The 24,508-nt window shown below is 34.8% G+C and carries 21 protein-coding genes; 8 read left to right on the top strand and 13 right to left on the bottom strand.

Annotation, left to right across the window (positions count from 1 at the left end; genetic code table 11):
- Window positions 1-7: 7 nt before the first annotated feature.
- The 6 genes from rplD to rpsL all read right to left on the bottom strand — a co-directional run bounded on the left by rplD (window position 8) and on the right by rpsL (window position 4,764).
- Window positions 8-637, bottom strand: coding sequence for a 50S ribosomal protein L4 (gene rplD / locus WBG07_RS14330; protein WP_340202210.1), 630 nt, complete (start codon window positions 635-637; stop codon window positions 8-10).
- The gene (gene rplC / locus WBG07_RS14325) at window positions 637-1,254 is read right to left on the bottom strand and encodes a 50S ribosomal protein L3 (protein WP_340202209.1); all 618 of its coding nucleotides are present in this window, start codon (window positions 1,252-1,254) and stop codon (window positions 637-639) included. The genes rplD and rplC overlap by 1 nt, the downstream gene beginning before the upstream one ends.
- Window positions 1,255-1,433: 179 nt before the next feature.
- Window positions 1,434-1,739 carry a 30S ribosomal protein S10 gene (gene rpsJ / locus WBG07_RS14320; RefSeq protein WP_007094989.1) on the bottom strand — a complete coding sequence of 102 codons (306 nt, stop codon included), beginning with the start codon at window positions 1,737-1,739 and terminating at the stop codon, window positions 1,434-1,436.
- Window positions 1,740-1,749: 10 nt separating this feature from the next.
- On the bottom strand, window positions 1,750-3,882 hold the full coding sequence (gene fusA / locus WBG07_RS14315) for an elongation factor G (RefSeq protein WP_340202208.1): 2,133 nt from the start codon (window positions 3,880-3,882) through the stop codon (window positions 1,750-1,752).
- Between the two features lie 6 nt (window positions 3,883-3,888).
- On the bottom strand, window positions 3,889-4,365 hold the full coding sequence (gene rpsG / locus WBG07_RS14310) for a 30S ribosomal protein S7 (protein WP_340202207.1): 477 nt from the start codon (window positions 4,363-4,365) through the stop codon (window positions 3,889-3,891).
- 18 nt (window positions 4,366-4,383) lie between these two features.
- Window positions 4,384-4,764, bottom strand: a complete 381-nt coding sequence (gene rpsL, locus WBG07_RS14305; protein ID WP_340202206.1) for a 30S ribosomal protein S12 — start codon at window positions 4,762-4,764, stop codon at window positions 4,384-4,386.
- A gap of 526 nt (window positions 4,765-5,290) precedes the next feature.
- Between rpsL and WBG07_RS14300 the strand changes: the two genes are divergently transcribed.
- The 4 genes from WBG07_RS14300 to rlmB all read left to right on the top strand — a co-directional run bounded on the left by WBG07_RS14300 (window position 5,291) and on the right by rlmB (window position 12,017).
- Window positions 5,291-8,572: a SusC/RagA family TonB-linked outer membrane protein gene (locus WBG07_RS14300; RefSeq protein ID WP_340202205.1), complete on the top strand. Its 3,282-nt coding sequence runs from the start codon at window positions 5,291-5,293 to the stop codon at window positions 8,570-8,572.
- Window positions 8,573-8,589: 17 nt separating this feature from the next.
- Entirely contained in the window at window positions 8,590-10,248 is a 1,659-nt protein-coding gene (locus tag WBG07_RS14295; RefSeq protein ID WP_340202204.1) for a SusD/RagB family nutrient-binding outer membrane lipoprotein, read from the top strand.
- A 19-nt stretch (window positions 10,249-10,267) separates the two neighbouring features.
- Window positions 10,268-11,131, top strand: a complete 864-nt coding sequence (locus WBG07_RS14290) for a hypothetical protein (RefSeq protein WP_340202203.1) — start codon at window positions 10,268-10,270, stop codon at window positions 11,129-11,131.
- Between the two features lie 133 nt (window positions 11,132-11,264).
- Window positions 11,265-12,017, top strand: a complete 753-nt coding sequence (gene rlmB / locus WBG07_RS14285) for a 23S rRNA (guanosine(2251)-2'-O)-methyltransferase RlmB (protein ID WP_340202202.1) — start codon at window positions 11,265-11,267, stop codon at window positions 12,015-12,017.
- Here rlmB and WBG07_RS14280 read toward each other — a convergent pair.
- Window positions 11,996-12,694 (bottom strand): rhomboid family intramembrane serine protease, encoded by a 699-nt coding sequence (locus tag WBG07_RS14280; protein WP_340202201.1) that lies wholly within the window; start codon window positions 12,692-12,694, stop codon window positions 11,996-11,998. The genes rlmB and WBG07_RS14280 overlap by 22 nt on opposite strands.
- 87 nt (window positions 12,695-12,781) lie before the next feature.
- Between WBG07_RS14280 and WBG07_RS14275 the strand changes: the two genes are divergently transcribed.
- Window positions 12,782-14,059 carry a replication-associated recombination protein A gene (locus WBG07_RS14275; protein ID WP_340202200.1) on the top strand — a complete coding sequence of 426 codons (1,278 nt, stop codon included), beginning with the start codon at window positions 12,782-12,784 and terminating at the stop codon, window positions 14,057-14,059.
- Here the strand turns inward: WBG07_RS14275 and WBG07_RS14270 are convergent.
- The 5 genes from WBG07_RS14270 to WBG07_RS14250 form a co-directional block, all read right to left on the bottom strand.
- Window positions 14,056-14,859 (bottom strand): hypothetical protein, encoded by an 804-nt coding sequence (locus tag WBG07_RS14270; protein ID WP_340202199.1) that lies wholly within the window; start codon window positions 14,857-14,859, stop codon window positions 14,056-14,058. The two genes, WBG07_RS14275 and WBG07_RS14270, sit on opposite strands and share 4 nt — an antisense overlap.
- 16 nt (window positions 14,860-14,875) lie before the next feature.
- On the bottom strand, window positions 14,876-15,562 hold the full coding sequence (locus WBG07_RS14265) for a YjjG family noncanonical pyrimidine nucleotidase (RefSeq protein WP_340202198.1): 687 nt from the start codon (window positions 15,560-15,562) through the stop codon (window positions 14,876-14,878).
- Window positions 15,543-16,853, bottom strand: a complete 1,311-nt coding sequence (locus WBG07_RS14260; RefSeq protein ID WP_340202197.1) for a polysaccharide deacetylase family protein — start codon at window positions 16,851-16,853, stop codon at window positions 15,543-15,545. The genes WBG07_RS14265 and WBG07_RS14260 overlap by 20 nt, the downstream gene beginning before the upstream one ends.
- A gap of 45 nt (window positions 16,854-16,898) precedes the next feature.
- The gene (gene radC / locus WBG07_RS14255) at window positions 16,899-17,597 is read right to left on the bottom strand and encodes a RadC family protein (RefSeq protein WP_340202196.1); all 699 of its coding nucleotides are present in this window, start codon (window positions 17,595-17,597) and stop codon (window positions 16,899-16,901) included.
- 786 nt (window positions 17,598-18,383) lie between these two features.
- The gene (locus WBG07_RS14250) at window positions 18,384-19,733 is read right to left on the bottom strand and encodes a UDP-N-acetylmuramate--L-alanine ligase (RefSeq protein ID WP_340202195.1); all 1,350 of its coding nucleotides are present in this window, start codon (window positions 19,731-19,733) and stop codon (window positions 18,384-18,386) included.
- Window positions 19,734-19,952: 219 nt separating this feature from the next.
- On the opposite strand from WBG07_RS14250, the gene WBG07_RS14245 reads away from it, so the two are divergent.
- Both WBG07_RS14245 and WBG07_RS14240 read left to right on the top strand, forming a co-directional pair.
- Window positions 19,953-20,120 carry a bacteriocin-like protein gene (locus WBG07_RS14245; RefSeq protein ID WP_340202194.1) on the top strand — a complete coding sequence of 56 codons (168 nt, stop codon included), beginning with the start codon at window positions 19,953-19,955 and terminating at the stop codon, window positions 20,118-20,120.
- Between the two features lie 90 nt (window positions 20,121-20,210).
- Entirely contained in the window at window positions 20,211-21,836 is a 1,626-nt protein-coding gene (locus WBG07_RS14240; protein ID WP_340202193.1) for a vitamin K epoxide reductase family protein, read from the top strand.
- A gap of 1 nt (window position 21,837) precedes the next feature.
- On the opposite strand, the gene WBG07_RS14235 is transcribed toward WBG07_RS14240, so the two are convergent.
- Window positions 21,838-22,803, bottom strand: a complete 966-nt coding sequence (locus WBG07_RS14235; RefSeq protein WP_340202192.1) for a tetratricopeptide repeat protein — start codon at window positions 22,801-22,803, stop codon at window positions 21,838-21,840.
- A 202-nt stretch (window positions 22,804-23,005) separates the two neighbouring features.
- Here WBG07_RS14235 and WBG07_RS14230 point away from each other — a divergent pair.
- Window positions 23,006-24,508, top strand: a 1,503-nt coding sequence (locus tag WBG07_RS14230; protein WP_461781916.1) for an Ig-like domain-containing protein, incomplete at its 3' end; no start/stop codon positions are given.

Here is a 24,508-nt window from a genome sequence, read left to right as displayed (position 1 = left end):
TGGCTCCTTATTTTGTTAAGTTAGATTCAATTCCCTCTAGTGACCCTTCTGTAAGCACTACATTATTAACATTTAAAATCTTGTAAGTGCTTAATTCTGAACTTGTTACAACTTGTGAGGACTTCAAATTACGTGACGACAAATATACATTATTATTTAAATCACCCAACACAAACAACGATTTTTTATTTTCAAGACCCAAAGCCTTTAAAATATTTATAAAATCTTTTGTTTTTGGAGCCTCTAAACTAAAGTCTTCAAGCACTGTTATTGACTGCTCATTTGCTTTTATACTTAAAGCAGATTTCCTAGCCAACCTTTTAAGGTTTTTGTTAAGCTTCTGAGTGTAATCTTTAGGTCTTGGACCAAAGACTCTACCTCCACCAACAAACAAAGGATTTTTAATACTACCCGCACGAGCAGTACCTGTTCCTTTTTGCTTTTTAATCTTTCTGGTACTACCAGCTATTTCTGCTCTTTCTTTAGCTTTATGAGTTCCTTGTCTCTGATTTGCCAAATACCGTTTAACATCTAAATAAACAGCATGCTTATTAGGCTCTATTGCAAAAACCGAATCAGAAAGCTCAACTTTCCTTCCGGTATCTTTTCCGTTAATATCTACTACTGCTACTTCCATTACTTCTGAATGATTACGTATGCGTTCTTGTGACCTGGAACGCAACCTTTAACTACTAAAAGATTTTTTTCAGGAACTACTTTAAGCACTCTTAAATTCTGAACAGTTACTCGCTCAGCACCCATTCTACCTGCCATTCGCATTCCTTTAAATACTCTTGACGGATAAGAAGACGCACCAATAGAACCCGGAGCCCTTAAACGATTATGTTGTCCGTGAGTTGCTTGTCCGACACCGGCAAAGCCATGTCTTTTAACTACACCTTGAAAACCTTTTCCTTTGGATGTTCCACTTACATCCACAAATTCTCCTTCAATAAAATGATCAACACCAACGGTGTCTCCTAATTTAAATTCTCCTTCAAAATCTTGGAATTCAACGACTTTTTTCTTTGGCGAAGTACCTGCTTTTTTAAAATGTCCCTGTTGAGACTTATTCGCACGTTTTTCTGCCTTGTCATCGAAACCAAGCTGAAGGGCACTATACCCGTCAACCTCCTCGGTTCTGACTTGGGTAACTACACACGGACCCGCTTCTATGACGGTACAAGGAATATTTTTCCCGTTCTCGTCATAAATACTGGTCATGCCAATCTTTTTTCCAATTAACCCAGACATTTACATTTAGTTTTAAGACCTCATCTAATTTTTAAAGTTGAGACCTACGTTATTAACATTTATTTATTTACTCAAAAAAACAGGGTCAAAAATACTTCAACCCTGAATGTATTTATTACCGTTTTTCCTTCGCGAAACGCTCCGGACATGTCTTTAGAAGTACCACTTCTATTCAATCATCAAACCTTAATCTCCACTTCAACTCCACTAGGTAGCTCTAACTTCATCAAAGCATCAATTGTTTTAGATGAAGAACTGTAGATATCTAATAATCTCTTATAAGAACTCAATTGAAATTGTTCTCGAGACTTTTTGTTTACGTGAGGTGATCTTAATACCGTAAAGATTTTTTTGTGCGTAGGAAGAGGAATAGGTCCTGTAACTACTGCACCCGTTGTTTTAACAGTCTTTACGATTTTCTCAGCAGATTTATCTACTAAATTATGATCGTATGATTTTAATTTTATTCTAATTTTTTGACTCATCTTCTAAAATTTATGCAGTTACGCCTTTTGAGGCCTTAATTACCGCTTCTGAAATACTTGAAGGAGTTTCCGCATAGCGCGCAAATTCCATCGTTGAAGTTGCTCTACCTGAAGAAAGTGTTCTTAAGGAGGTTACGTAACCAAACATTTCTGACAACGGAACTTCTCCCTTCACTACCTTAGACCCTGCTCTGTCGCTCATATCACTGATAGTACCTCTTCTTCTATTTAAATCTCCAACTATATCCCCCATATTCTCTTCGGGAGTCAATACTTCTATTTTCATAATTGGTTCCAAGATAACGGCACCAGCAGCTCTACCTGCAGATTTATATCCCATTTTTGCAGCAAGTTCAAAAGACAAAGAATCAGAATCTACCGCATGGAAGGAACCGTCTTTTAGGGTAACTTTCATAGAATCCATCTCAAAACCAGCCAAAGGACCATTTTTCATTGCAGTTTGGAAACCTTTTTCAACCGATGGAATGAATTCTTTAGGAATACGACCCCCTTTAATTTCATCAACAAATTGCAATCCGTCGCCTTCAAAATCATCATCTGCAGGTCCCATTTCAAATACGATGTCCGCAAATTTACCACGACCACCAGATTGCTTCTTATAAACCTCTCTATGCGAAGCTAATTTAGTTAAAGCCTCCTTATATTCTACTTGTGGCTCACCTTCGTTAACCTCAACTTTAAATTCGCGTCTCAACCTATCAACAATAATATCTAGATGAAGTTCTCCCATACCAGATATAATGGTTTGACCAGATGCTTCATCTGTCTTCACCTGAAAAGTTGGATCTTCTTCTGCTAATTTAGCTAACGCCATTCCCAGCTTATCAACATCTGCTTTTGTTTTAGGCTCTACCGCAATACCAATTACTGGATCTGGAAAATCCATACTTTCAAGTATTATCGGATGCTTTTCCGCAGACATGGTATCACCGGTTTTAATATCTTTAAAACCTACAGCGGCTCCAATATCACCTGCTTCAATAAAGTCAATAGCATTCTGTTTGTTAGAATGCATTTGATAAATACGTGAAATACGTTCTTTTTTACCTGATCTATTATTCAAAATGTAAGATCCCGCATCTAAACGACCAGAATATGTTCTAAAGAATGCCAAACGACCTACAAAGGGGTCTGTAGCAATCTTAAATGCCAAGGCCGCAAAAGGTTCTTTTACATCTGGCTTTCGCGTAATCTGCTCACCTGTATTTGGATCAACACCTACTATATCGTCCTTATCAATAGGAGATGGCAAGTATCTACAAACTGCATCTAATAAAAACTGTACACCTTTATTTTTGAATGAAGAACCGCAAATCATAGGAATGATAGCACGATCCATCACAGCTGCTCTTAATGCTGCATGAACTTCTTCTTCTGTAATAGAATCTTCGTCCTCGAAAAATTTCTCCATTAGATCTTCATCATATTCCGCAACAGCTTCAATTAAAGCAGCTCTATACTCCTTTACTTCTGCTTTCATTTCTTCGGGAATATCTACGATATCAAAAGTAGAACCAAAACCTTCTTCATGCCAAACAATGGCTCTGTTTTTAGCTAGGTCAACGATACCTTTAAAATCGCTTTCATCACCAATGGGTAAAACGATTGGCACAGCATTGGACCCAAGCATTGTTTTGACTTGATTACAAACCATTAAAAAGTTAGATCCTTGACGATCCATCTTATTTACAAAACCAATTCTAGGAACCTTATAATTGTCTGCTAACCTCCAGTTAGTTTCTGATTGCGGCTCTACACCGTCAACAGCACTAAACAAGAAAACTAATCCATCAAGCACTCTTAAAGAACGATTAACTTCTACTGTAAAATCAACATGACCCGGAGTATCAATGATATTAAAATGATAATCCTTAGCATCATCGGTAGGTAGCCCATTTTCTGTCGGGAACTTCCATTCACAAGTTGTGGCAGCAGAGGTAATAGTAATACCACGCTCCTGCTCTTGCTCCATCCAATCCATAGTAGCGGCACCATCATGCACCTCTCCTATTTTGTGGCTAACACCCGTATAAAATAATATACGCTCTGTTGTAGTGGTCTTACCAGCATCGATATGTGCAGCAATACCTATATTTCTCGTGTATTTTAAATCTCTTGCCATTTCTGATTAAAATCTAAAGTGGGAAAATGCTTTATTAGCCTCAGCCATTTTATGAGTATCTACTCTTTTCTTAACCGCCGCTCCTTCTTCTTTAGCAGCTGCTAATACCTCAGAGGCTAGTCTTTGTGGCATTGATTTCTCATTTCGCTTTCTTGCGTAACTAATCAACCACTTCATTGCCATTGAAACCTTTCGGTCTGGCCTGATTTGCATTGGAATTTGGAAAGTAGCTCCACCCACACGACGACTTCTTACTTCCACATGTGGCATAACATTTGACAATGCATCCTTCCATATTTCTAATGCCGTTTTTTCGTCATCATTTTTTTTCTCCTCTACAATTTCCATTGCATCATAAAAAACCTTAAATGCAACTGACTTTTTACCATCCCACATCAAGTTATTTACAAATCTCGTTACTAGTTGATCGTTAAATTTTGGATCCGGTAAAAGAGGTCTTTTTTTCGCCTGTCTTTTTCTCATGTCTTTAACTTATAAAGATTATTTTTTATCCTTGGGACGTTTTGCACCATATTTAGATCTCCTTTGCGTTCTTCCAGCAACACCAGCTGTATCAAGCGCGCCTCTAACAATGTGATATCTAACACCTGGCAAATCTTTTACTCTTCCACCCCTTACTAATACTATCGAGTGCTCCTGGAGGTTATGTCCTTCACCGGGGATATACGCATTCACCTCATTACCGTTAGTCAAACGAACTCTCGCTACTTTTCTCATAGCGGAATTTGGTTTTTTAGGTGTTGTGGTGTAAACACGCGTACAAACCCCTCTTCTTTGAGGACACGAATCCAAAGCAGCCGATTTACTCTTCTTAGTAATCTGGGTTCTTCCTTTTCGTACTAATTGTGAAATTGTTGGCATAATTTACTGTTACAATTCTATTTTAAGATATTAATTCCCTTATTTTTAAGGCTTGCAAAGGTAGGGTTTTTTTTAAATTATTCAAATCGTAAAGAATTAATTTTCAATATTATTTATAAATAGCCATTTTAGCTAAAAAAGAATACTATATAATAAGGTGTATCTTTTGATGCTAAATCATATTCTTTACTACGAATTAGAGAAGTTGAAATTCAAAAAATGTTTGGCATCAACAAAATAATCATTTTTCAATAACAAATGAGTACTTGGCAGATAATCTCCTAAAATTTATACTTTAATTAGTTTTATGAAAAATAGGAATAAATAGTTCAATTCCTACAGATGTATATATTTGATTAGCAGATTGATAAAAAATTTACTTCATTTTTCTTTTTCTCTACCTACAGGCCGTTTTAATTTACAATTGCGAAATTCTCAATGTTTTTAACTTTTTGTTAGGAAAAAAATTGGAATTTTAACTTGAATTTATCATTTTTGACTTTAGCTAATTCAAATAATTTAAAAAATGGGAACAAAGTTTAGTGGATTTCTAACGCTCTTGTTAGCGTTGCTTGTGCAGATTACATTTGCACAAGAGAAAACTATCTCAGGTACGGTTACAGACCAAGACGGTCTGCCGCTGCCAGGGGTTAATATAGTTGTACAAGGCACCACCACAGGAACTCAGACAGATTTTGATGGAAAGTATCTCATCAAAGCGTCTGTTGGGCAGGTACTAGTGTACACCTATGTAGGACAAAAAACAACTGAGCGAACTGTAGGGGCATCTAGCACCATTGACCTTCAAATGGAAGAAGATGCGCAGGCACTTGAAGAAGTGATCGTTACAGCTCAGGGTATAAAAAGAGAAAAACAAGCACTGGGGTATGCAATAGCAGAGGTTAAATCTGAGCAACTCGAGCAACGTGCAGAAGGAGATCTTGGAAGGGTTCTTAGTGGTAAAGCCTCTGGTGTTCAGATCACAGCACAAAGTGGTATTTCAGGATCTGGAACTAACATTATTATTAGGGGTCTAAGTTCATTTAGTGGAAGTAACCAACCACTTTTTATTGTAGATGGTGTTCCTTTTAATAGTGACACCAATACAGCTGGAGCAGGAGATGGAGACAGTGATGGTTCAAATGACTTCATTAATGGTAATTTAGGATCTAGTAGATTTTTTGATCTTGATCCTAACAATATTGAAAGCATTAATGTATTGAAAGGTTTGGCAGCAGCTACACTTTATGGAACCGCTGGTAGAAATGGGGTTATTCTTATTACTACCAAAAATGGTTCTACTGGGGCTTCTAAAAAGAAAAGTGAAGTAACACTTACTTCATCAGTCTTTTTTAATGAAATTGCATCACTTCCAGATTATCAAGATTCTTATGGTAATGGTTTTGACCAATCCTTTGGATGGTTCTTTAGTAACTGGGGACCAAGTTTTGAAAGAGATGGAGTTGCAGGATGGGGTAATAGCTCATCTTTTGATGCAAATGGAACGCTCCCTCACCCTTACTCAACAGCCGGAGCTTCTACAGGAATTCCACAGGCATTTCCTGAATTTGCAGATGCAAGATATGAATGGAGACCTTATGATAGTGCGAAGAAATTCTTCCGCACAGGGGTTGCAAAAAGTACTGCTCTTAATTTCTCAGGAAATTCTGATGACGGAAAAGTATCTTACAATATGAATTTTAGTCATCTTGATGATGAAGGTTTTACCCCTGAAAACAAAGTTATTCGTAACACATTTGGTCTTGGTGGTAAAGCAGAATTAAGTAATAATTTCACCGTTAGCGGTACTATCAACTACGCAAGAACAGATTTCCGTTCTCCTCCAGTAGCTGCAGGTGATGGAAATACTGTATTTGATGCTATTGGTAACTTTGAAGGTAGTACAGGTTCTTCTGTCTTCTCAAATATTTTCTTTACACCAAGAAGTGTAGATGTACAAGGACTTCCTTTTCAAAACCCGGTTACTGGTGCCAGTGTTTATTATCGCCAAAACAACAGTATTCAGCATCCATTATGGACTGTTTTTAATGCAAAGGTCCAACAAGTAACCAATCGTGTATTTGGTAATGGAGCCATTCAGTATAAGTTTAATGATAATTTAAATTTTCTTTACCGTTTGGGGATAGATGTTGCAAGTACTAATAATACAAACCAACAAAATAAAGGTGGTGTTTCAGAAGATACTACTACAAGAAGTGGTCTCTACCAAACTTGGAATGATACTAATACTATTTGGGATCATAACTTTATTCTTAACGGTCAATATGATCTCGGCGAAAAGATTGGGGTTTCATTTAACCTAGGTGCTACCACTAGAAGAGAAGTTTTAGACAGAACTGGAGTTAGAAGTTCAGGACAGCAAATTTTTGATGTATTCAGACATTTTAATTTTGCAATACAAGATGAATTACAATTCACGAGTGAGCGAAATATCGTAGGTGTATATGGACAAGCAGAATTTGATTACGACAGATGGTTATATGTAACGGTTGCTGGACGTAATGACTGGGTTTCTAATCTAGCAGTTGAAAATCGTTCTATTTTCTATCCTAGTGCTAGTTTTTCATTTGTTCCTACCAGTATTATTGATGGTTTGAAGAATAATGAATATATAAATTATCTGAAAATTCGTGGTGGTTATGGTACTTCTGCAAACTTCCCTACAGGATTCCCTGTTGCCTCTAGGTTAGAACTAGACACCAGAAGATTTCTTGATGATTCAGGCGGAGCTATCGTATCAAACTCAACTAGCCCATTTGTTGAAAATCCAAATTTGAAACCAGAAAGACTGGATGAAATTGAGATTGGTATTGAATCAAGATTCTTCAATAATAGAGTGACTTTAGATGCTTCTTACTATACCAGAATTACTAAAGACTTAATTGTAGATCAAGATTTAGATGCTTCTTCCGGTTTCCTAACTACACAGACTAACGTAGGTGAAATTGAAAGTGATGGTATTGAAATAGATTTAGGAGTTAATATTTTCCGTTCTTCCGAAGAAGGTGGACTTAATTGGGATATCAATGCAAACTGGACCACAAATGATGCAGTAGTAAACGATTTAGGAGCCAATGATTCTCAAATATTAGTTTATGCTGGTATTAATGGACTTGCAGCTAACGCAGCAATTGAAGGAGAATCGCTCGGGTCTATTGTTGGAAGTAGAATTCAACGTGATACTGAAGGTAACTTTGTAGTAAACAGCCAAGGTAACTACATCATTGAAGAAGGAAACTTTATTATTGGTGATGCGATCCCAGACTGGAATCTAAATATTTCAAATAGCTTCTCTTATAAAAATTTCAATTTTGGATTTTTATTTACTTATGTACACGGAGGAGATATTTATAGCCAGACTATAGCAACGCTATTGGGACGTGGTTTAACTACCGATACTGAAGACAGAGAAAATACTTTTATTTTGCCTGGAGTTCAGGAAAACGGACAACCTAACAATGTTCAGATTAATAATTCAGGTTATTATTTTGACAATGTTCTTTTTGGTCCGGCAGAACTAAATATTTATGATGCAACTGTAATAAGATTACAAGAAGTCTCTCTAGGATATTCTGTTCCAAGTGAAATTCTTGAAAGGACACCATTTGGTTCTTTATCTTTTACAATCTCTGGTTATAATTTATGGTTTGATGCAGTTAATACTCCAGATGGAGTAAACTTTGATCCTAATGTTGCAGGTGCTGGTGTAGGTAATGCTGCCGGTTTTGATTTCCTTAACGGTCCAAGTTCAAAAAGATACGGGTTTAGTTTAAAAGCCACTTTCTAATTTAAAAAACAACAAACATGAAAAGAATATATAAATTTATAACTCTGGTCTTGTTTTCGGGTTTAATGCTAAACTCTTGTGAAACAACAGAGCTTAATTTAAGGGATAATCCCAATTTCCTCTCGGGCGACCAGGGAAATGTAGATTTTTTCCTTAACGCTATTCAGCTTCAATATGCTGAATTAATAGATGACCTTGGGTATACCGGAGGACGGCTTGTAAGAATGGAGGTTCTTCAAGAACGTAATTATTTAAATGCACTTTCTCCTGTAAACTTTGATGAAGAATGGGAATGGGCATATCAAGATATTTTAGCCGATATTAGAAAGATGCAACCTCTAGCGGAAGCAGATGGGCAATATCGCCATCTAGGTATTGCTAATGTTATTGAAGCAGATGTTATTGTAACACTGGTAGATTATTTTGGTGATGTTCCCTATAGTGAAGCAATTCAGGGCTTGGCAAATCCAAATCCGAAGTTAGATGATGCTGCAGGATTATATGATGCAGCGCTAGCATTACTGGACGAAGCTATTAATAATTTTACCAGAGATGATAACTTACTAGAAGTTCAAAATGATTTCTTTTATGGTGGTGATTATGATAACTGGGTAAAATTGGCAAATACACTAAAGATGAAAATTTATCTTCAGCGCAGACTAGTTGATCCAGGAGCAGCAGCAGCTTTTCAAGCGATAGTTGACACTGGAGATTTTATTTCCAGTACTTCAGAAGACTTTGAATTTAATTGGGGAATAAATGAAGTACTCCCAGATACAAGACACCCTAGTTATATAAGTAATTATACTCCAACTGGTGCTGGCACTTATATGTCTAACTGGTTGATGAATTATATGCAAGAGAATGGTGATCCTCGCATTCGTTATTACTTCTACAGACAAGTATCTGTTCTTCCAGGGGAGGGCGGTACAGATCCAGACGAAGAAACATTGAGATGTTCACTCCAAGATGCACCTTTACACTATACTGATGGTGGTTTCACTTTCTGTAGTTTAGCTAATGGATATTGGGGAAGAGACCACGGTGATGATGAAGGAATTCCACCGGATGGATTATTAAGAACTGCTTATGGTATCTACCCGGCCGGTGGGGCTTTTGACGATGACAGATTTGAAGGTGTTGAACAAGGTGCCGGTGCTGGAGGTGCAGGTATAACGCCATTACTATTAGCATCTACAGTTGATTTCATGAGAGCTGAAATGGCAATGGTTGCTGGGAACCCCGGCGATGCAAAACAGTTCATTTTAGACGGTCTTGATAAATCTGTTGCCAAAGTAATAACCTTTGGTCCTAAAGATTCTAGTGCAGATTTATCTTTTGCACCTTCCATGACTGAAATTGCAGATCACACTGATCTTGTGGATGATGCATTTGAAGATGCTACTACCGATGAAGAACGTTGGAACATATTGGCCGAGCAATACTGGGTAGCTGCATTTGGTAATGGTACTATGAACTATAATTTCTATAGGAGAACAGGATACCCTACTACGCTTCAACCAAACAGAGAACCACAACCAGGTGGTTTCATAAGGTCGTTAAGATACCCTCAAAATGCACTTAACAATGCATCGATTCAACAGAAAACCAATGTAACAAGTCAGGTATTCTGGGATATCAATCCCGGATCACCAGGTTTCCCGGTAGCTAACTAATTTAAAATCTATCTAGAAAATGAAAAAAATAAATAAAATAGTTGCATTGAGTCTTTCTGCTATGGCCATTTCCTGTAGTTCAGATGACAATGCAATAGACACCTTATTTGAGAACGTTACCCGTGGTGCGGTATTAAGAACCGTTGATGTAGTAAGCGGTTCATTTAATGTGTTTGACGATACTTCTGAGTTTATTATTGAACTTGAAGAGCAAGATACTCAAAACGGAGGGCTTTTAGCCTCTGTAGATGTAAAGGCTACCTTTATTGATAACTTTGATGATGGTACAGATAATTCTGTAGCTTCAACAGATGTAACTACCATTGATGTAAGTGCCTTTTCACCAGGCCCATTTGGATTACCACGTACTACCTTTTCTATTTCACTTAATTCAGTAAGAACGGCATTAGGCCTTGATGGAAGTCAACTTAATGGTGGTGATCAATTTAATATGGAGTTTGTATTAAATCTAACCGATGGAAGATCATTTACTTTTACAGATGTATCTGGTGCAGTTCAGTCTGGTTCATTCTTTCGCTCACCGTTTAGATATGGTGTTGGTGTAAAATGTGTTCCAACAGCACCAGTTCCAGGTGATTACTCCCTTACACTAAGGGATAGCTTTGGAGATGGGTGGGATGGTGCATTCATAACTGTAAATATCGATGGAGTAAGTACTGATTATACCATTACAGATGGTTCTTCAGGAAGCTTTACTATTACAGTTCCTAATGGTGCTACCATACTAGAATGGTCTTATACTCCCGGAAGTTTCGAAGAAGAACACACCTATGAATTAATAGCTCCAACTGGAGAAACAGCTGCTGCTGATGGCCCTGGGCCAACTCCTGGAACTATTGTTCTAAATATTTGTAACGGATAGTAAGTATTCTTCCATTATGAAGAAATAATAGAGACCACCTGAAAATAGGTGGTCTCTTTTTTTATCTACTACTATTTTGAAGAATGAGTACTTTACGAAGATCATAAACCATTTTTTATCTACCTTTATCGCTATGAAAAAAAGTACGCAAATTTTTGGAATCCGCGCAATTATGGAAGCCATTCATGCAAACGAAGATATTGACAAAGTCTTCTTACAAAATGGGCTTAAAGGCAATCTATCTTCTGAGTTAGAACACCTACTTAAGTCAAAAGAAATTCCATTCTCATATGTTCCCATTGAAAAATTAAATCGAATCACTAAAATGAATCACCAAGGTGCTATTGCCAATATAGCGCCTATACGTTTCGTGGATTTTGAAGAGTTAGTATCCCAAATAGTTGAATCAAAATCCAATCCTCTTTTCCTTTTGTTAGATCAGGTTACAGATACAAGAAATTTTGGAGCCATTATTAGAACAGCAGAATGTACAGGTGTTGATGCGATAATTATCCCCAGAAAAGGTGGGGCTCCTGTGAATGCAGATACAGTTAAGACATCAGCCGGTGGGATTTTTAATATTCCAATTTGTAAAACAGCGCATATTAAAGATGCTATTTACTATCTGCAAGCTTCTGGAGTAAAAGTGGTTGCTGCCACCGAAAAAACATCACAAAGTATCTATCAAATATCCCTAAATACTCCTTTGGCAATTGTAATGGGAGCGGAAGATACTGGTATTTCTGCATCTGTTTTAAAAATAACAGATGAATTAGCTATGCTACCAATGAAGGGAAAAATAGGTTCACTTAATGTTTCGGTGGCCTGTGGTGTCATTTTATATGAAGTCTTAAGACAAAGAAATTATTCCAATTCTTCTTCCTGATCTAGTTTTTCAAGTTCACTGGTAGGAATAAAATTTCCATCTTCATCAAAATGTTTTAAAAAGGGATCATCTTTTTCATAAAATAAAGATTCTTCATTTGCAGCTTCCTTAATTTCAACTTTATTACGAAATAGGAGCGCTAGAACAAATCCTACCAAAAAACCAGAAAGATGTCCTTCCCAGGAAATACGGTCATCTACTGGAAAAAGATACCAAACCAAGCTTCCATAAATAAAAACTACTATTAGAGATACTGCTATTAATCTATAATACTTGGTGAAAATACCTTTAAAAAAAATAAAACTACTCAATAGGTATATCATTCCGCTTATACCAATATGATAAGCTTCTCTTGCCATAATCCATGTAAGTAATCCAGAAAGTAACCACCCCACAACCAGCACCTTTAAACTAATCGTCCTATAAAAGTATAGTAGTGCGCTCATGAGAATGAGGGTAGGAAAGCTATTGTTATAAAGATGTTTCACCGAGCTATGTATAAATGGGGAAAGGATAACCCCTCTTAAACCACTAAGAGACCTCGGGTAGATACCATATTTTGTAAAGTCAAAACCAAACTTAAACTCAAACCAATAGATAATCCACAATAAGAGTACTGTAAAGAAAGGAACTAGAATTACCTCGTTAGAAAATTTAAAATTAGGCGCTCTTTTCATATATCTTATTTCCACTGTAAACTCAAAAACGAATCCAAAACAAGAATTCGTGAAAAAATGTCATACAAATATTAGTAAATTTGAATTATGAATGAACCTTTAGCAGAACGAATGCGACCCAAAGTATTGGAAGACTATATAAGTCAGTCTCATTTAGTGGGTGAAAATGGAGCGCTCACGCAACAAATTAAAAAGGGTATTATACCATCTCTCATATTATGGGGACCGCCTGGAACTGGCAAAACTACCCTTGCTAATATTATTGCAAAGGAATCTGAAAGACCATTTTTTATCTTAAGTGCTATTAGTTCAGGAGTAAAAGATGTGAGAGAAGTAATTGAAAAAGCTAAAGGTAGCGGAGGGCTTTTTACAGCTAAAAACCCCATTTTATTTATTGATGAAATTCATCGCTTTAGTAAATCGCAACAAGATTCACTGCTAGCAGCAGTAGAAAAAGGATGGGTTACTTTAATAGGAGCTACTACAGAAAACCCTAGTTTTGAAGTGATTCCTGCGTTGCTTTCCAGATGCCAAGTCTATATACTTGAACCATTTTCTAAGGAAGACCTTACTGCATTATTAGAAAGAGCTATTACAAAAGACCCTAGCCTAAAAGATAAAGAAATAATCCTTCAAGAAACAGCTGCTTTACTAAGACTTTCTGGAGGAGATGGAAGAAAATTGTTAAACATTTTTGAGTTACTTATTAATTCTGAAAATTCGGACGAGATTATAATCACGAACGAGTTAGTGATGAAAAGAGTTCAACAAAATACAGTTCGTTATGACAAGACAGGAGAACAACATTACGATATTATCTCTGCATTTATTAAATCTATTAGAGGAAGTGATCCAAATGGAGCAGTCTACTGGCTTGCTCGAATGATTGAAGGTGGAGAAGATGTAAAATTCATTGCAAGAAGACTCCTTATCTCTGCCTCAGAAGATATTGGAAATGCCAACCCAACTGCTCTAGTTATTGCCAATAATGCCTTCCAAGCTGTAACCACTATAGGATATCCAGAAGCCAGAATTATACTAAGCCAATGTGCAATTTACCTAGCTACTTCGCCTAAAAGCAATGCTACTTATAATGCTGTTAACAAAGCTATCTCAGCGGTAAAAAAGACAGGAGATTTGAGTGTTCCATTGCATTTAAGGAATGCTCCTACTAAACTCATGAAAGACTTGGGCTATGGTGAAGGTTACAAGTATGCTCACAATTATGAGCGTCAATTTATTAATCAAGAATTCTTACCTGATGAATTATCAGGCACCTTGTTTTATGAACCTGGAGAAAGCACTCGAGAGAAAGCTACCAGAGATTTTCTTGCATCCAGATGGAGACAAAAATATAATTACTAAAATTTAACAGTAAATACTTTTTTTATCACCCGGTCGTTATCATAAAATTCAGCTATCCAATTTGCACCTTCTTTATAAAAGATACCTTTCTCATCCTTTAAAAGATATAAATCCTTTTTACTTGTCTTATAAATAATAAAAACAATACTGGGACTTGTATCAACTAACTGAAATCCAACTTTGTTTGGTTGCGCATACAAAACAGGGTATTTTTTAGTAGTAGTAGTTTCTAAACTCACATCTTCCTTTAAATTTGGAGTGTTTTTTTCCTCCACCTCTAAAGTGGTTGCCGATTTTATTTTCTGTTCCTCTTTTTCTTCTAAAAGTTTATTTTCCTTTTCAATTTTATAAGCACTATTAGTTGCTATGTTAGAAGGTGTATATTGGTATTTTAAACTTGCAAAAGATTCAAAAGCTCTTCTTATTGCCTGCTGATAGGTAACCCTGTATTCTTTTTCTTTACTTTTTCCAATTTTAGAGGTATAAACAAGGTTGTTTTGACAATCTCTAAGTTCTACCTTAAGCTTAGTGACAAACATACTGGATTCATCTACGATAACTGATTTTAATCCCAGACAGCTATTTCGGTATAAATCTTCAGGAAGATCGCCTTCAAAAACGGGATTAAAATTATACTTTTTAAAAAGAAATTTTGTCAGATCATTCAACTGGTATTGATTTTCACTTTTCTGAAAATCAAATCTCTTAGAAACTATTACGTATTTATAATCGTTCACAGAAGATTGTGCTTTTAAAAAAACGCTGATTAATACTAAAACTAAGAATGCTATTTTTCTCATTAAGCTATTTTTAATGTTAAAGGTAATTTTTAAGTTCTAATAATTCTTTTACAATGATACCATGTTCATGAATAGGATCGTTGGTAGAATTGAAGTGAATAGTTTGCATTCCTACATTCTTAGCTCCTAAAATATCGGCTTCTAAACTATCTCCCACCATCACTGACTTAACTGCGCTTACTCCAGCTTTATTTAATGCAAACTCAAAAATACGAGGATTAGGCTTCTTCACCCCTACCATTTCTGAGTTAACTACATTCTGAAAAAAAGACCTAATAGCAGAATTTTGTAATTTTTTTTCTTGAATTTCTTCAAAACCATTGGTGATTATATGCAATGTGTAACGTTCTCTAAGATAATTAAGAATATCTACGGTATTAACAAAAAGGTTATTCTGCTCTGGTAAAACTTCAATATAGCGTTTTGACAAGTCGTTTATCAGATCATCTTCAACATCAAAATTCAAAGTGTCAAAGCTAACTTTCAATCTTGAATATCTTAATTGAGATTTACTTATTTTTTCTTCTCTATACATCTTCCAATACTTAAAGTTAAGAGGAACATATACTTCTAAAAATTCATCTAAAGCTATTTGAATATTTTGTTCTTCAAAAATAGTCTCAAAAGTTAGTGCAGAATTTTTTTCAAAATCCCACAAAGTATGATCTAAATCAAAAAAAATATCAGTTATTGTATTTTTCACTACCTAATGTTTTAATGAGTTCTTCATAAATTCTTTGGTTATTATGTACAACTGAATTTCCTAACATACTGTTTGAAAATACAGTAATAAAATCACCTTTTACATTTCTTACCTCGTTAAATAAACGAGCGATTAAGGATCTAATCTCATCCTCTGTTCTAAATTGTAAAAATGAATAATTATGAATACAAAATGGATTAATCTTTAGCGGTAATTGCACTTCATAACTTATGTCGTAAAAATAAAAAGGAGTGCAAGTTCCTGCTCTAAAACCTGGATATCGAGTATACCCCATGGTATAGTCTTCATTAAATTCGGCATCTACCAGTAGCTTATAAGTTTCTGGTATATTCACCCGATTATAGCGAAGTCGTATTCTCTTAACTGGTCTATTAATTAGTTCGATTAATGTGGCTCTATTCTTTTTTAAACTAGATATATTCTCATAAGAATCATAAGACCCCATTAGAGAAACAATAGCGTAGTCTGCTATAGACTTAATTAAAGACCTAAAATTATTGTTAAAGATGGAAATGCTCTTATCATATTTAGAATAATCTGCAATTAAAATAAAAAAAATTGCTTTTATCTTATTTTCAGTATGAAGCTTTAAAAGCGATTGAAAATTATCATATGGATCTTTTTTTAAACCCAGTAATACCATATATCTTTTGAAAATTCTTTTTAGTCTAAAAGAGGTAAGATCCAATAAAGTACCTCCTAAAGTTCTTAAAATTCCTCTATGCTTAAAACAATGGGATATAGCTACATCAATAACCGAAACATAAGAGAATTTACGCAATTTTACTTGTAAGTCAGGAAATCGCTCTAAGAGTAAAACAGTGAACTGTTTTATCCATAAATCTACTACTGGTTTTTGTAAGAACCCTTGCTTAAATGCAAGACTTTCTTCTGCGGGATATCTACCGTGACTATCTTTTACATGCGGTAAATACTCTTCATACCTACTTAGTAAATAAAAGCCCGCAGCAAAAATATCATAAGGAATATCACTGCGCTCATTTGTTGGAAAAAAACAAGGAATCCCATTCCACTCAAACATTTTAATATCTATAGATGCAATACCTTGTTCAAATAAAAGATCGTGACTTCTTATAAAAAATTCATTCTGTAATGGCTGTTTTGTATATGTAATTCTAGGTCCTGTATGAGCAATAAAGGATTCTACTTTATTCGTAAAAGTAACCTCTACTCCCATCATTTTATGAAATATATGCTTCACAATATAAGTAAAGCGAGGTGTAATTCTATGCGTATATACTAAGAGCATGTTTAGTTAAGACTGACATATATTCTTTGTTTAGAGCGTTGATATTTACAATAAGTTTTCGTCAGCAAAGCTAAAATACGCTTTTTCCGTAACAATAAGATGATCAAGAATTTTTATATCCAGACTTTCACAAGCCTTTTTTAATTTATAGGTAAGTTTTTTATCAGAATCGCTTGGTCTTAATGTACCAGAAGGATGATTATGGGCAACAATTAAAGAGGTAGCGCTAAGTTCTAATGCTTGTTTAAGAATAATTCTAACATCAACTAGTGTTCCTGTGATACCTCCTTTACTTACCTGAAAAGATTTTAGCACTTTATTTGAATTATTTAGATATATAATCCAGAATTCTTCATGAGGTAATTCTGCAATTATAGGATGAAGAAACTCAAAAGCTGCATGGCTTGAGCTTATTCGTGACTTATCTGGATTTCCCTGAGACCTTCTTCTTTTACCCAACTCTAAAGCCGCTGCTATTGTTACTGCTTTCGCTTCACCAATACCCTTAAAAGTTTGTAGGTTTTCTACAGAAAGTTTTCCTAATATATTGAGATTATTTTCCGTTGAAAACAGAATACGTTTTGCAAGATCTACAGCACTTTCGGCCCTACTGCCACTTCCTATCAAAATAGCCAATAATTCTGAATCACTCAAAACAGGAGCACCCTTATCTAATAATTTCTCACGAGGACGATCTGCTTTAGACCAGTTTTTTATGCTATAATATGTTGATTTTTCTTTCATTTTCAAATTTATAAAATTATTGTAAATTTTTTTCAATTTCACATTGAATCTATACAATCACTTTTCTAAAAAGACACTTATTTTCTATTGTGGAGAGAATTAAATTAATTATAGTGTACATTGAAAGGGAATGAGGATTAAATAATACCATCACAAATTTTATGCATTATAAAGGTCCATTGCTAAAATTCTTAGAAAAAACAGTAACCTCAAAACAAATCTACTAAGCAAAATAATATTTCAGTTTTTTAAGTCGTCTCTATATGATAATAAACCATGGAAACATAACTTACCTACTCTTAAAAGCTTTATAATTACTAGAGAACATGATCTTGAAAATAAAAAAGAACTCTTAATTCTTATTGAACAATTTCATAAAAGAAAAGAACATCAAGTATGGCAACTACACCAACTGTTTAGGAAATTTACTCCAGATCAATGAACCAAGTGAAATTTAAACATCTAAATCAATACCTTAAACAATTTGGAGTTTAATTTGCTGTTTTGAAATCATTTATATAAGCCATAAAAGAACTTATCTTACCTTTTTGGTATAGAATCTGTAAGTCAAATTTTTCTAGGGATGAATTTCTTATTACTTATGTGGATTGATGCACGAAGAGAAACCATAATGTAAATAAGGAAGAGATTCAATGATACTTATTGGAGTTATTCTATTCTTTTTTGATACTACTAAAAGAACCTCAACCTATTCACGACACTCCTAACTCCTAAAGAAAGTTAACTTAAAATATAATGTAGCTACCATATTTTGTAATAACTCGGTTACAAACTTTTTAAAGAATTAAAATCTAATCCTCCATAGTTTCCACTGCTCATAAGTAATAGTACACTATTTTCAAGATTGCTATTCATTAAAAATTCTTTAAACCTGTCCGCATTAGTTTCTATTAAAAGGTCTTTTCTTCCAAATGCTTCCTTTATTTGATGCTCATCAATAGGCTCCAATTTTTTTATTTCAAGTGCCTCCGGTGTATAAAATACTAATGCATTGTCTGCAGAATTCAGTGAACCTCTATACTCTTCTATGAATGATGAGTTTAGACTACTGTAGGTATGAAGTTCTAGACAGGCTACTAATTTTTTATCAGGATATTGTTCTTTCACCGCATTTACCGTAGCTTTAACCTTACTAGGAGAATGTGCAAAATCTTTAAAAATAGGCAAGTTCCTTGTGTTCTCTATTTTTTCTAAACGTTTAGCTGCTCCTTTAAATGATGCTATGGCTTCATAAAAGTCAGATTCATCTATACCCATATGCTGGCAAATCCATTTAGCACCTGCAAGATTACTCAAATTATGCTTTCCAAAAACCTCCAGAGGCATCAAACCCTCAGGTGTTTTGAGATACGTTGTTCCTTCAATTATGGAGAAATCTGGCAACTTATAAGGATGCTTACGAATGGTTTTTGTAGATGCTTCCACTATTTCTTTTACCTCTGCATCTTCTTCGTTATAGGTAAGAGTTCCGCCATTTGTAATCGTATCTATGAATATCTCAAATTGATTTTTATAATTTTCAAAAGTTGGAAACACATTTATATGATCCCATGAAATCCCACTTAACAAAGCTATATTAGGTTTATATAAATGAAACTTAGGTCTGCGATCAATGGGTGACGAAAGATATTCATCTCCCTCCAATACAATAAAATCATTGTCAGCAGTAAGATGTACCATAGTTTCAAATCCTTCCAACTGTGCTCCAACCATGTAATCTACGTCTCTTTCATGATAGCGTAAAACATGAAGAATCATAGCTGTAATAGTGGTTTTACCATGACTCCCACCTATAACTACTCTTGTTTTAAGCTTGGATTGTTCATATAAAAATTCGGGATAAGAATAAATCTTAATTCCTAATTCTTGAGCTTTTTGCAATTCAGGGTTATCAGGCTTTGCGTGCATCCCTAAAATTACTGCATCTAAGGACTCGTGAATTTTTTCCGGAAACCACCCAAATGATTCTGGTAAGATTCCTTTGCGCTCCAATCTAGATTTAGACGGTTCAAAGATTACGTCATCACTTCCCGTAATTTGATATCCTTTACTATAGAGCGCTATTGCAAGATTATGCATTGCACTACCCCCTATTGCTATGAAATGTAACTTCATTGAGCTTGCATTTATTGTTGCAAATATAAAATGATTATGAGTCAAAGCTGTTATATTCTATGAAAATATGCAATAACCCTAATGATCTCAATTATCTTAAATTAGTACTAATTAAGAATAGCTTAACTATTAAATTGTAAGTTTTCACCTTCATTTGTGTACTGAAAAAGGTGAAAGCTGAAAAGCCTAAAAAGAGTAAGCTAAATTAAACTTAATGTTATGAAAAAGTTAATCACAAATGCTATGTCAAAAAAATTATCCAGAAATGAAATGAAGACAATTTCAGGAGGAAGGTTTGCAATTGATGGCGATTGTATTAGTTGCACTTGTAATGGTGTTGATTATGGTTGTGTATCTTCGGTGCAAGAATGTTGGAACAAATGCTAATACAATTAGCCTAAAAACATAAAACCCGATAATTCGGGTTTTTTTATGCAATTTTACTTACATTTATATATGTAAAAATTTGATAGCCCTATGAAAGATGAAAACCCTATTGAATTTATGATTCAATACTTAAAGAAGGAGAAGATCACTATTGATTTTGAAGAGTATAAATTTCAAACGGAAACGCACCCAGATTATCCTTCCTTACTTTCCTTTAGCGAGTCTTTGAGTTTTTTCAATATTGATAATATTGCCACTAGAGTGCCTAAGGATCAATTTAAAAATATACCAGATCGTTTTATTGCCTTATTAGAACCTAAGGAAAAGGCTCCTTTTCTAAGTTTTGTTGAACAAAAAACAAATGGAGTCGAATATTTTTTGGATGGTTCCATGCATACCATTGATGAGGCAAACTTTTTGAATTTGTGGTCAGGAATTGTATTAATCGCAGAGCAAACTAAAGATACAGTTCAAACTATTAGAAAAAGAAATTCAATAACAAATTTAATGCCTCTTATTGCACTTATTTTAATTGGGTTGCTCACGATGACAATTCGTGACTTTCCATTTTCATTTAGCGGTTTTGCCTTTTTATCATTATTAGGTATTTTTCTAGCTTTTGAGGCACTAAAACAAGAATTTGGTATAAAGAATACTATTAGTTCCGGGGTGTGTAATTCATCTTCAAATACAGATTGTCATTCAGTAATTAGCTCGGCAAAGGTCAAGTTCTTTGGAACACTAGGGTTGAGTGATATTAGTATTATTTATTTTCCATCACAACTAATATCATTTCTAATTTTAGGTCTTGGTGTATATCAAAATACCTTTTTACAAAGTACCTTATTATCTTTGGCCATTGCAATACCAATAACTCTCTTTTCATTACATTATCAATACAATATTGCCAAAAAATGGTGTCCTGTTTGTCTAGGGATTGTTGCCATTATTTATGCCCAATTAATCACCTTAGGAACGCTTCTAGAATCTGTTTCTTTACATCTGGACATTATAGGATTACTTGCTACCGCATGTATTTACCTATTTTTCACAGGTTTATGGTTGCATATAAAACCGTTTATTAAAGAATTCTTTGCCTTGAAATCTTTTAAATTAGATGCTATGAGATTCCAAAGAAATTATAGCCTTTTTAAAAATGCTTTAAAGGCTACACGCAAGGTAGAACCCATAATTATGTCGTCCAAAATAACGTTAGGAAATCCTTCTTCAGCTTTGCAAATTAGCGTAATTACAAATCCTTTTTGTAAATTTTGTGAAGGAGCGCATGAGGCGATTCATACGATTATCAAAAGAAACGGGATGGAAACTGGAATAAGTTTGAGGTTTAACATTCACACAGAAAAAACAGCTCTTTCAAGTAAATTATTGCATCAAGGATTCATTGAAATATATAAAGAAAAAGGAGGAGAGGCCTTATTAGACGCTATGGATTTTTGGTTCTTGCATAAGGATAAGGATCTTTGGTTTGCGAAGTATAAGACTTCACAAGAATTAAATCCTGAAATAATGACAATACTTCAACAGCAATATTCTGAAAATGCAGAAAATGAACTTATGTTTACTCCTGCAATTATTATTAATGAATATTTATATCCTTCCATGTATAAGCCAACAGATTTACCAAGATTCATTTCTGAACTGGAAGAAGATACAGATGTAATTGTTAATGAAAATTCTTTAGAAGTATTGCAATAAGCTATTTCAATTTTTGAATTAGTTTTTTTTCCTTTAATGCTTCTTTAAAATCTTTTCTTATATCCAATGCTTTATTAACCCATAAAATCGCATTAGCAACGTCCCGATCATGTCTGTAAATTTTTGCTATTCTATAATAGGCCCATTCTAAAGGAACTCCATCAGAAACTTTATAGTTTTTAATATATTGTTGTATACTCCTAATACCTTTATCCAATTGCACATTATAATCTGCACTTATTTTACCTATTTGATAGTGCAAAGCATTTTGTTTATGCTTTGAATAGGAATTTTCTATAGTGCTAATAGCCTCCTCAGGTTTATTCATTTTTTTCTCATACAAATCAGTTAACTTTTGGTAGCAAGTAATGGAACCGCCTACTGAAATTGCTTTCTTATAATAATATGCTGCTTTTTCAAACTTATTATCATATTCATAAATATAACCTTTCGCTAAATAACCATCTACCATCGATAACGACTGTAATTCCTCTGCATATTTCAAAGACTTTTTTTTACTTCCTCCCAAAATGCCTGGCAATTGCATAAATAATTCAACCAACGCCCATCGTGCCTCTATATGTTTAGAATCTAACTCCGCTGCTTTCATAAAAGAAGACTTGATATCACCAATAAGTCCAATAGCCTTCATTTTATTTTTTAAGGCTTTCATCCCTAGAACGCCACCATATTTGTAATGATAATTCGCAACTTTGGGTTTTAAATCTCTGATTTTTTTGTAATAAACAGCCGCTTTATCCCATTTTTTTTGATGCCCATAAACGTCTCCTATTCTTTCTAGTAATTCAGTGTTATTTTCATTCGAGGAAAGCGCATTTAGTAATATTTCTTCCGCCTTTGCAAATTGTTTCGTTTCTATGAATTTATCCGCATTAGAAAGTAAAGAAGATTGCCCAATAGACCATAAAGGCAATAGAAACAAAAGGATTATATACTTTTTCATCATTCTACAAAAAACCAGATTTTAAACTAAAAAACTCACTAAAAAATTGTTAAAAAAAATTTTTTTTTTTAACATTTTGACCGACTAATTACGCTTTTAGTCGAAAAAAACGACAATAAAACCGTAATCTGAGAGAAAAATTGCTTTTTTACTGTCCAAAAGTACCTTACTGCAAGGTTTTAAGTAATATTTTAAAAATTTCTTTATGAAGAAAATTACTTGGAAGTTAACTTTTGGAAAATCCTTTTTCAATATAGCTTTTCTTCTCTGTTTGAATATTGTTCTAGGACAATGTCCAACAATAGTAGATAATGACCAAACCTTTTGTGATATTAATAATCCGAGGGTGAGTTCTTTGGTTGCAACGGATGAAGGTGGCGGTATTTCTTGGTATTTTCAGCCGACTGGAGGAAATGCCTTATCTCCTATAACTCCACTTCAAGATAACGTTATTTATTATGTTGATAACAGCACTGGCAATTGCGGTGCAAGAACCCCAGTGTTAGTGCATATTTTTGGTGAGCCCCCCACCAATGTAGATGTAGCCGTTTCCAGATGCTCATCCGATACAAATACAGTTGCACAATTAAGTGCAGACGGAACCAATATTGAATGGTATGACGCACAAACCAATGGCAACTTTCTACCTACAACTACAGAATTAGTAGATGGTTTTACATATTGGGTTCAGCAAACAGAAAATGGATGTACAAGTCGTAGACTCCCCACAAGAATTACTATCATAGATCCTGGTGCTCCTTCTGGCGATCCAGAACAGTTTTTTTGTATAGATTTAGACAATCCTATAGTCTTTACTGTAGCCGATTTAACTGCAAACGGAACCGATATCACTTGGTATGACACGAACACTTCTACAATACCCCTAGATCCTGGAACACCTTTAATTGAAAATGAAGACTATTTTGCAACACAAACTAATTTTCCATGTGAAAGTGAAGATCGTTTTGTTACTATTGTAAGATTTGACACTGCAGTAGATGCTGGTGAAAATGCAAATCTTGATATTTGTGAAGACGCAACTTCTACTATTGATCTTTTTGATATTTTAGGAGGAACCCCAGATAATGGTGGAGTATGGACAGGTCCAATTACTCTTAACAACGGAGATCGTGGAACCTTAAATCCTACTTTACTCAATCCTGGATCATTTGTATTTACATATACAGTGACGGGACAAAATGCATGCCCTAATGAATCTGCCACAATTACTGTAAGCGTCCAAGAAGAACCTAATGCAGGAGAAAATGGTCAAATTGATATTTGCAGTACAGATGCTGCTATAGATTTGTTTACAGTTTTAGGAGGGAATCCTGATACTGGGGGTACTTGGTTGCCAGCTTTAGACAGCGGCACAGGTGTTTTTGACCCTGCTAATGATACCGCAGGAACCTATACCTATACCGTAAATCCTACTAATCCTTGTACTTCCCCTGATTCAGCCACGGTAGAAGTTAATGTAGAACAAGCTCCAGATGCAGGAACAAATGGGAATGCACTTTATTGTGAAAATGATCCACCAGTTGATTTGTTTACCCTGCTTGGTGGTACTCCAGATACAGGGGGAACTTGGTTGCCCGCCTTAGACAGCGGAACGGGGGTTTTTGATCCGGCTATTGATAATGCCGGAACTTATACATACACCCTTGCTGCCACTGCAATATGTCCGGAAGATTCAGCTACCGTAACT

This window comes from Ascidiimonas meishanensis, from assembly GCF_037782385.1.
In the GTDB taxonomy this organism is placed as follows: Bacteria; Bacteroidota; Bacteroidia; order Flavobacteriales; family Flavobacteriaceae; genus Ascidiimonas; species Ascidiimonas meishanensis.
The sequence above is the reverse complement of the archived record's forward strand: the minus strand, read 5'-3'. Positions and strand labels throughout refer to the sequence as shown.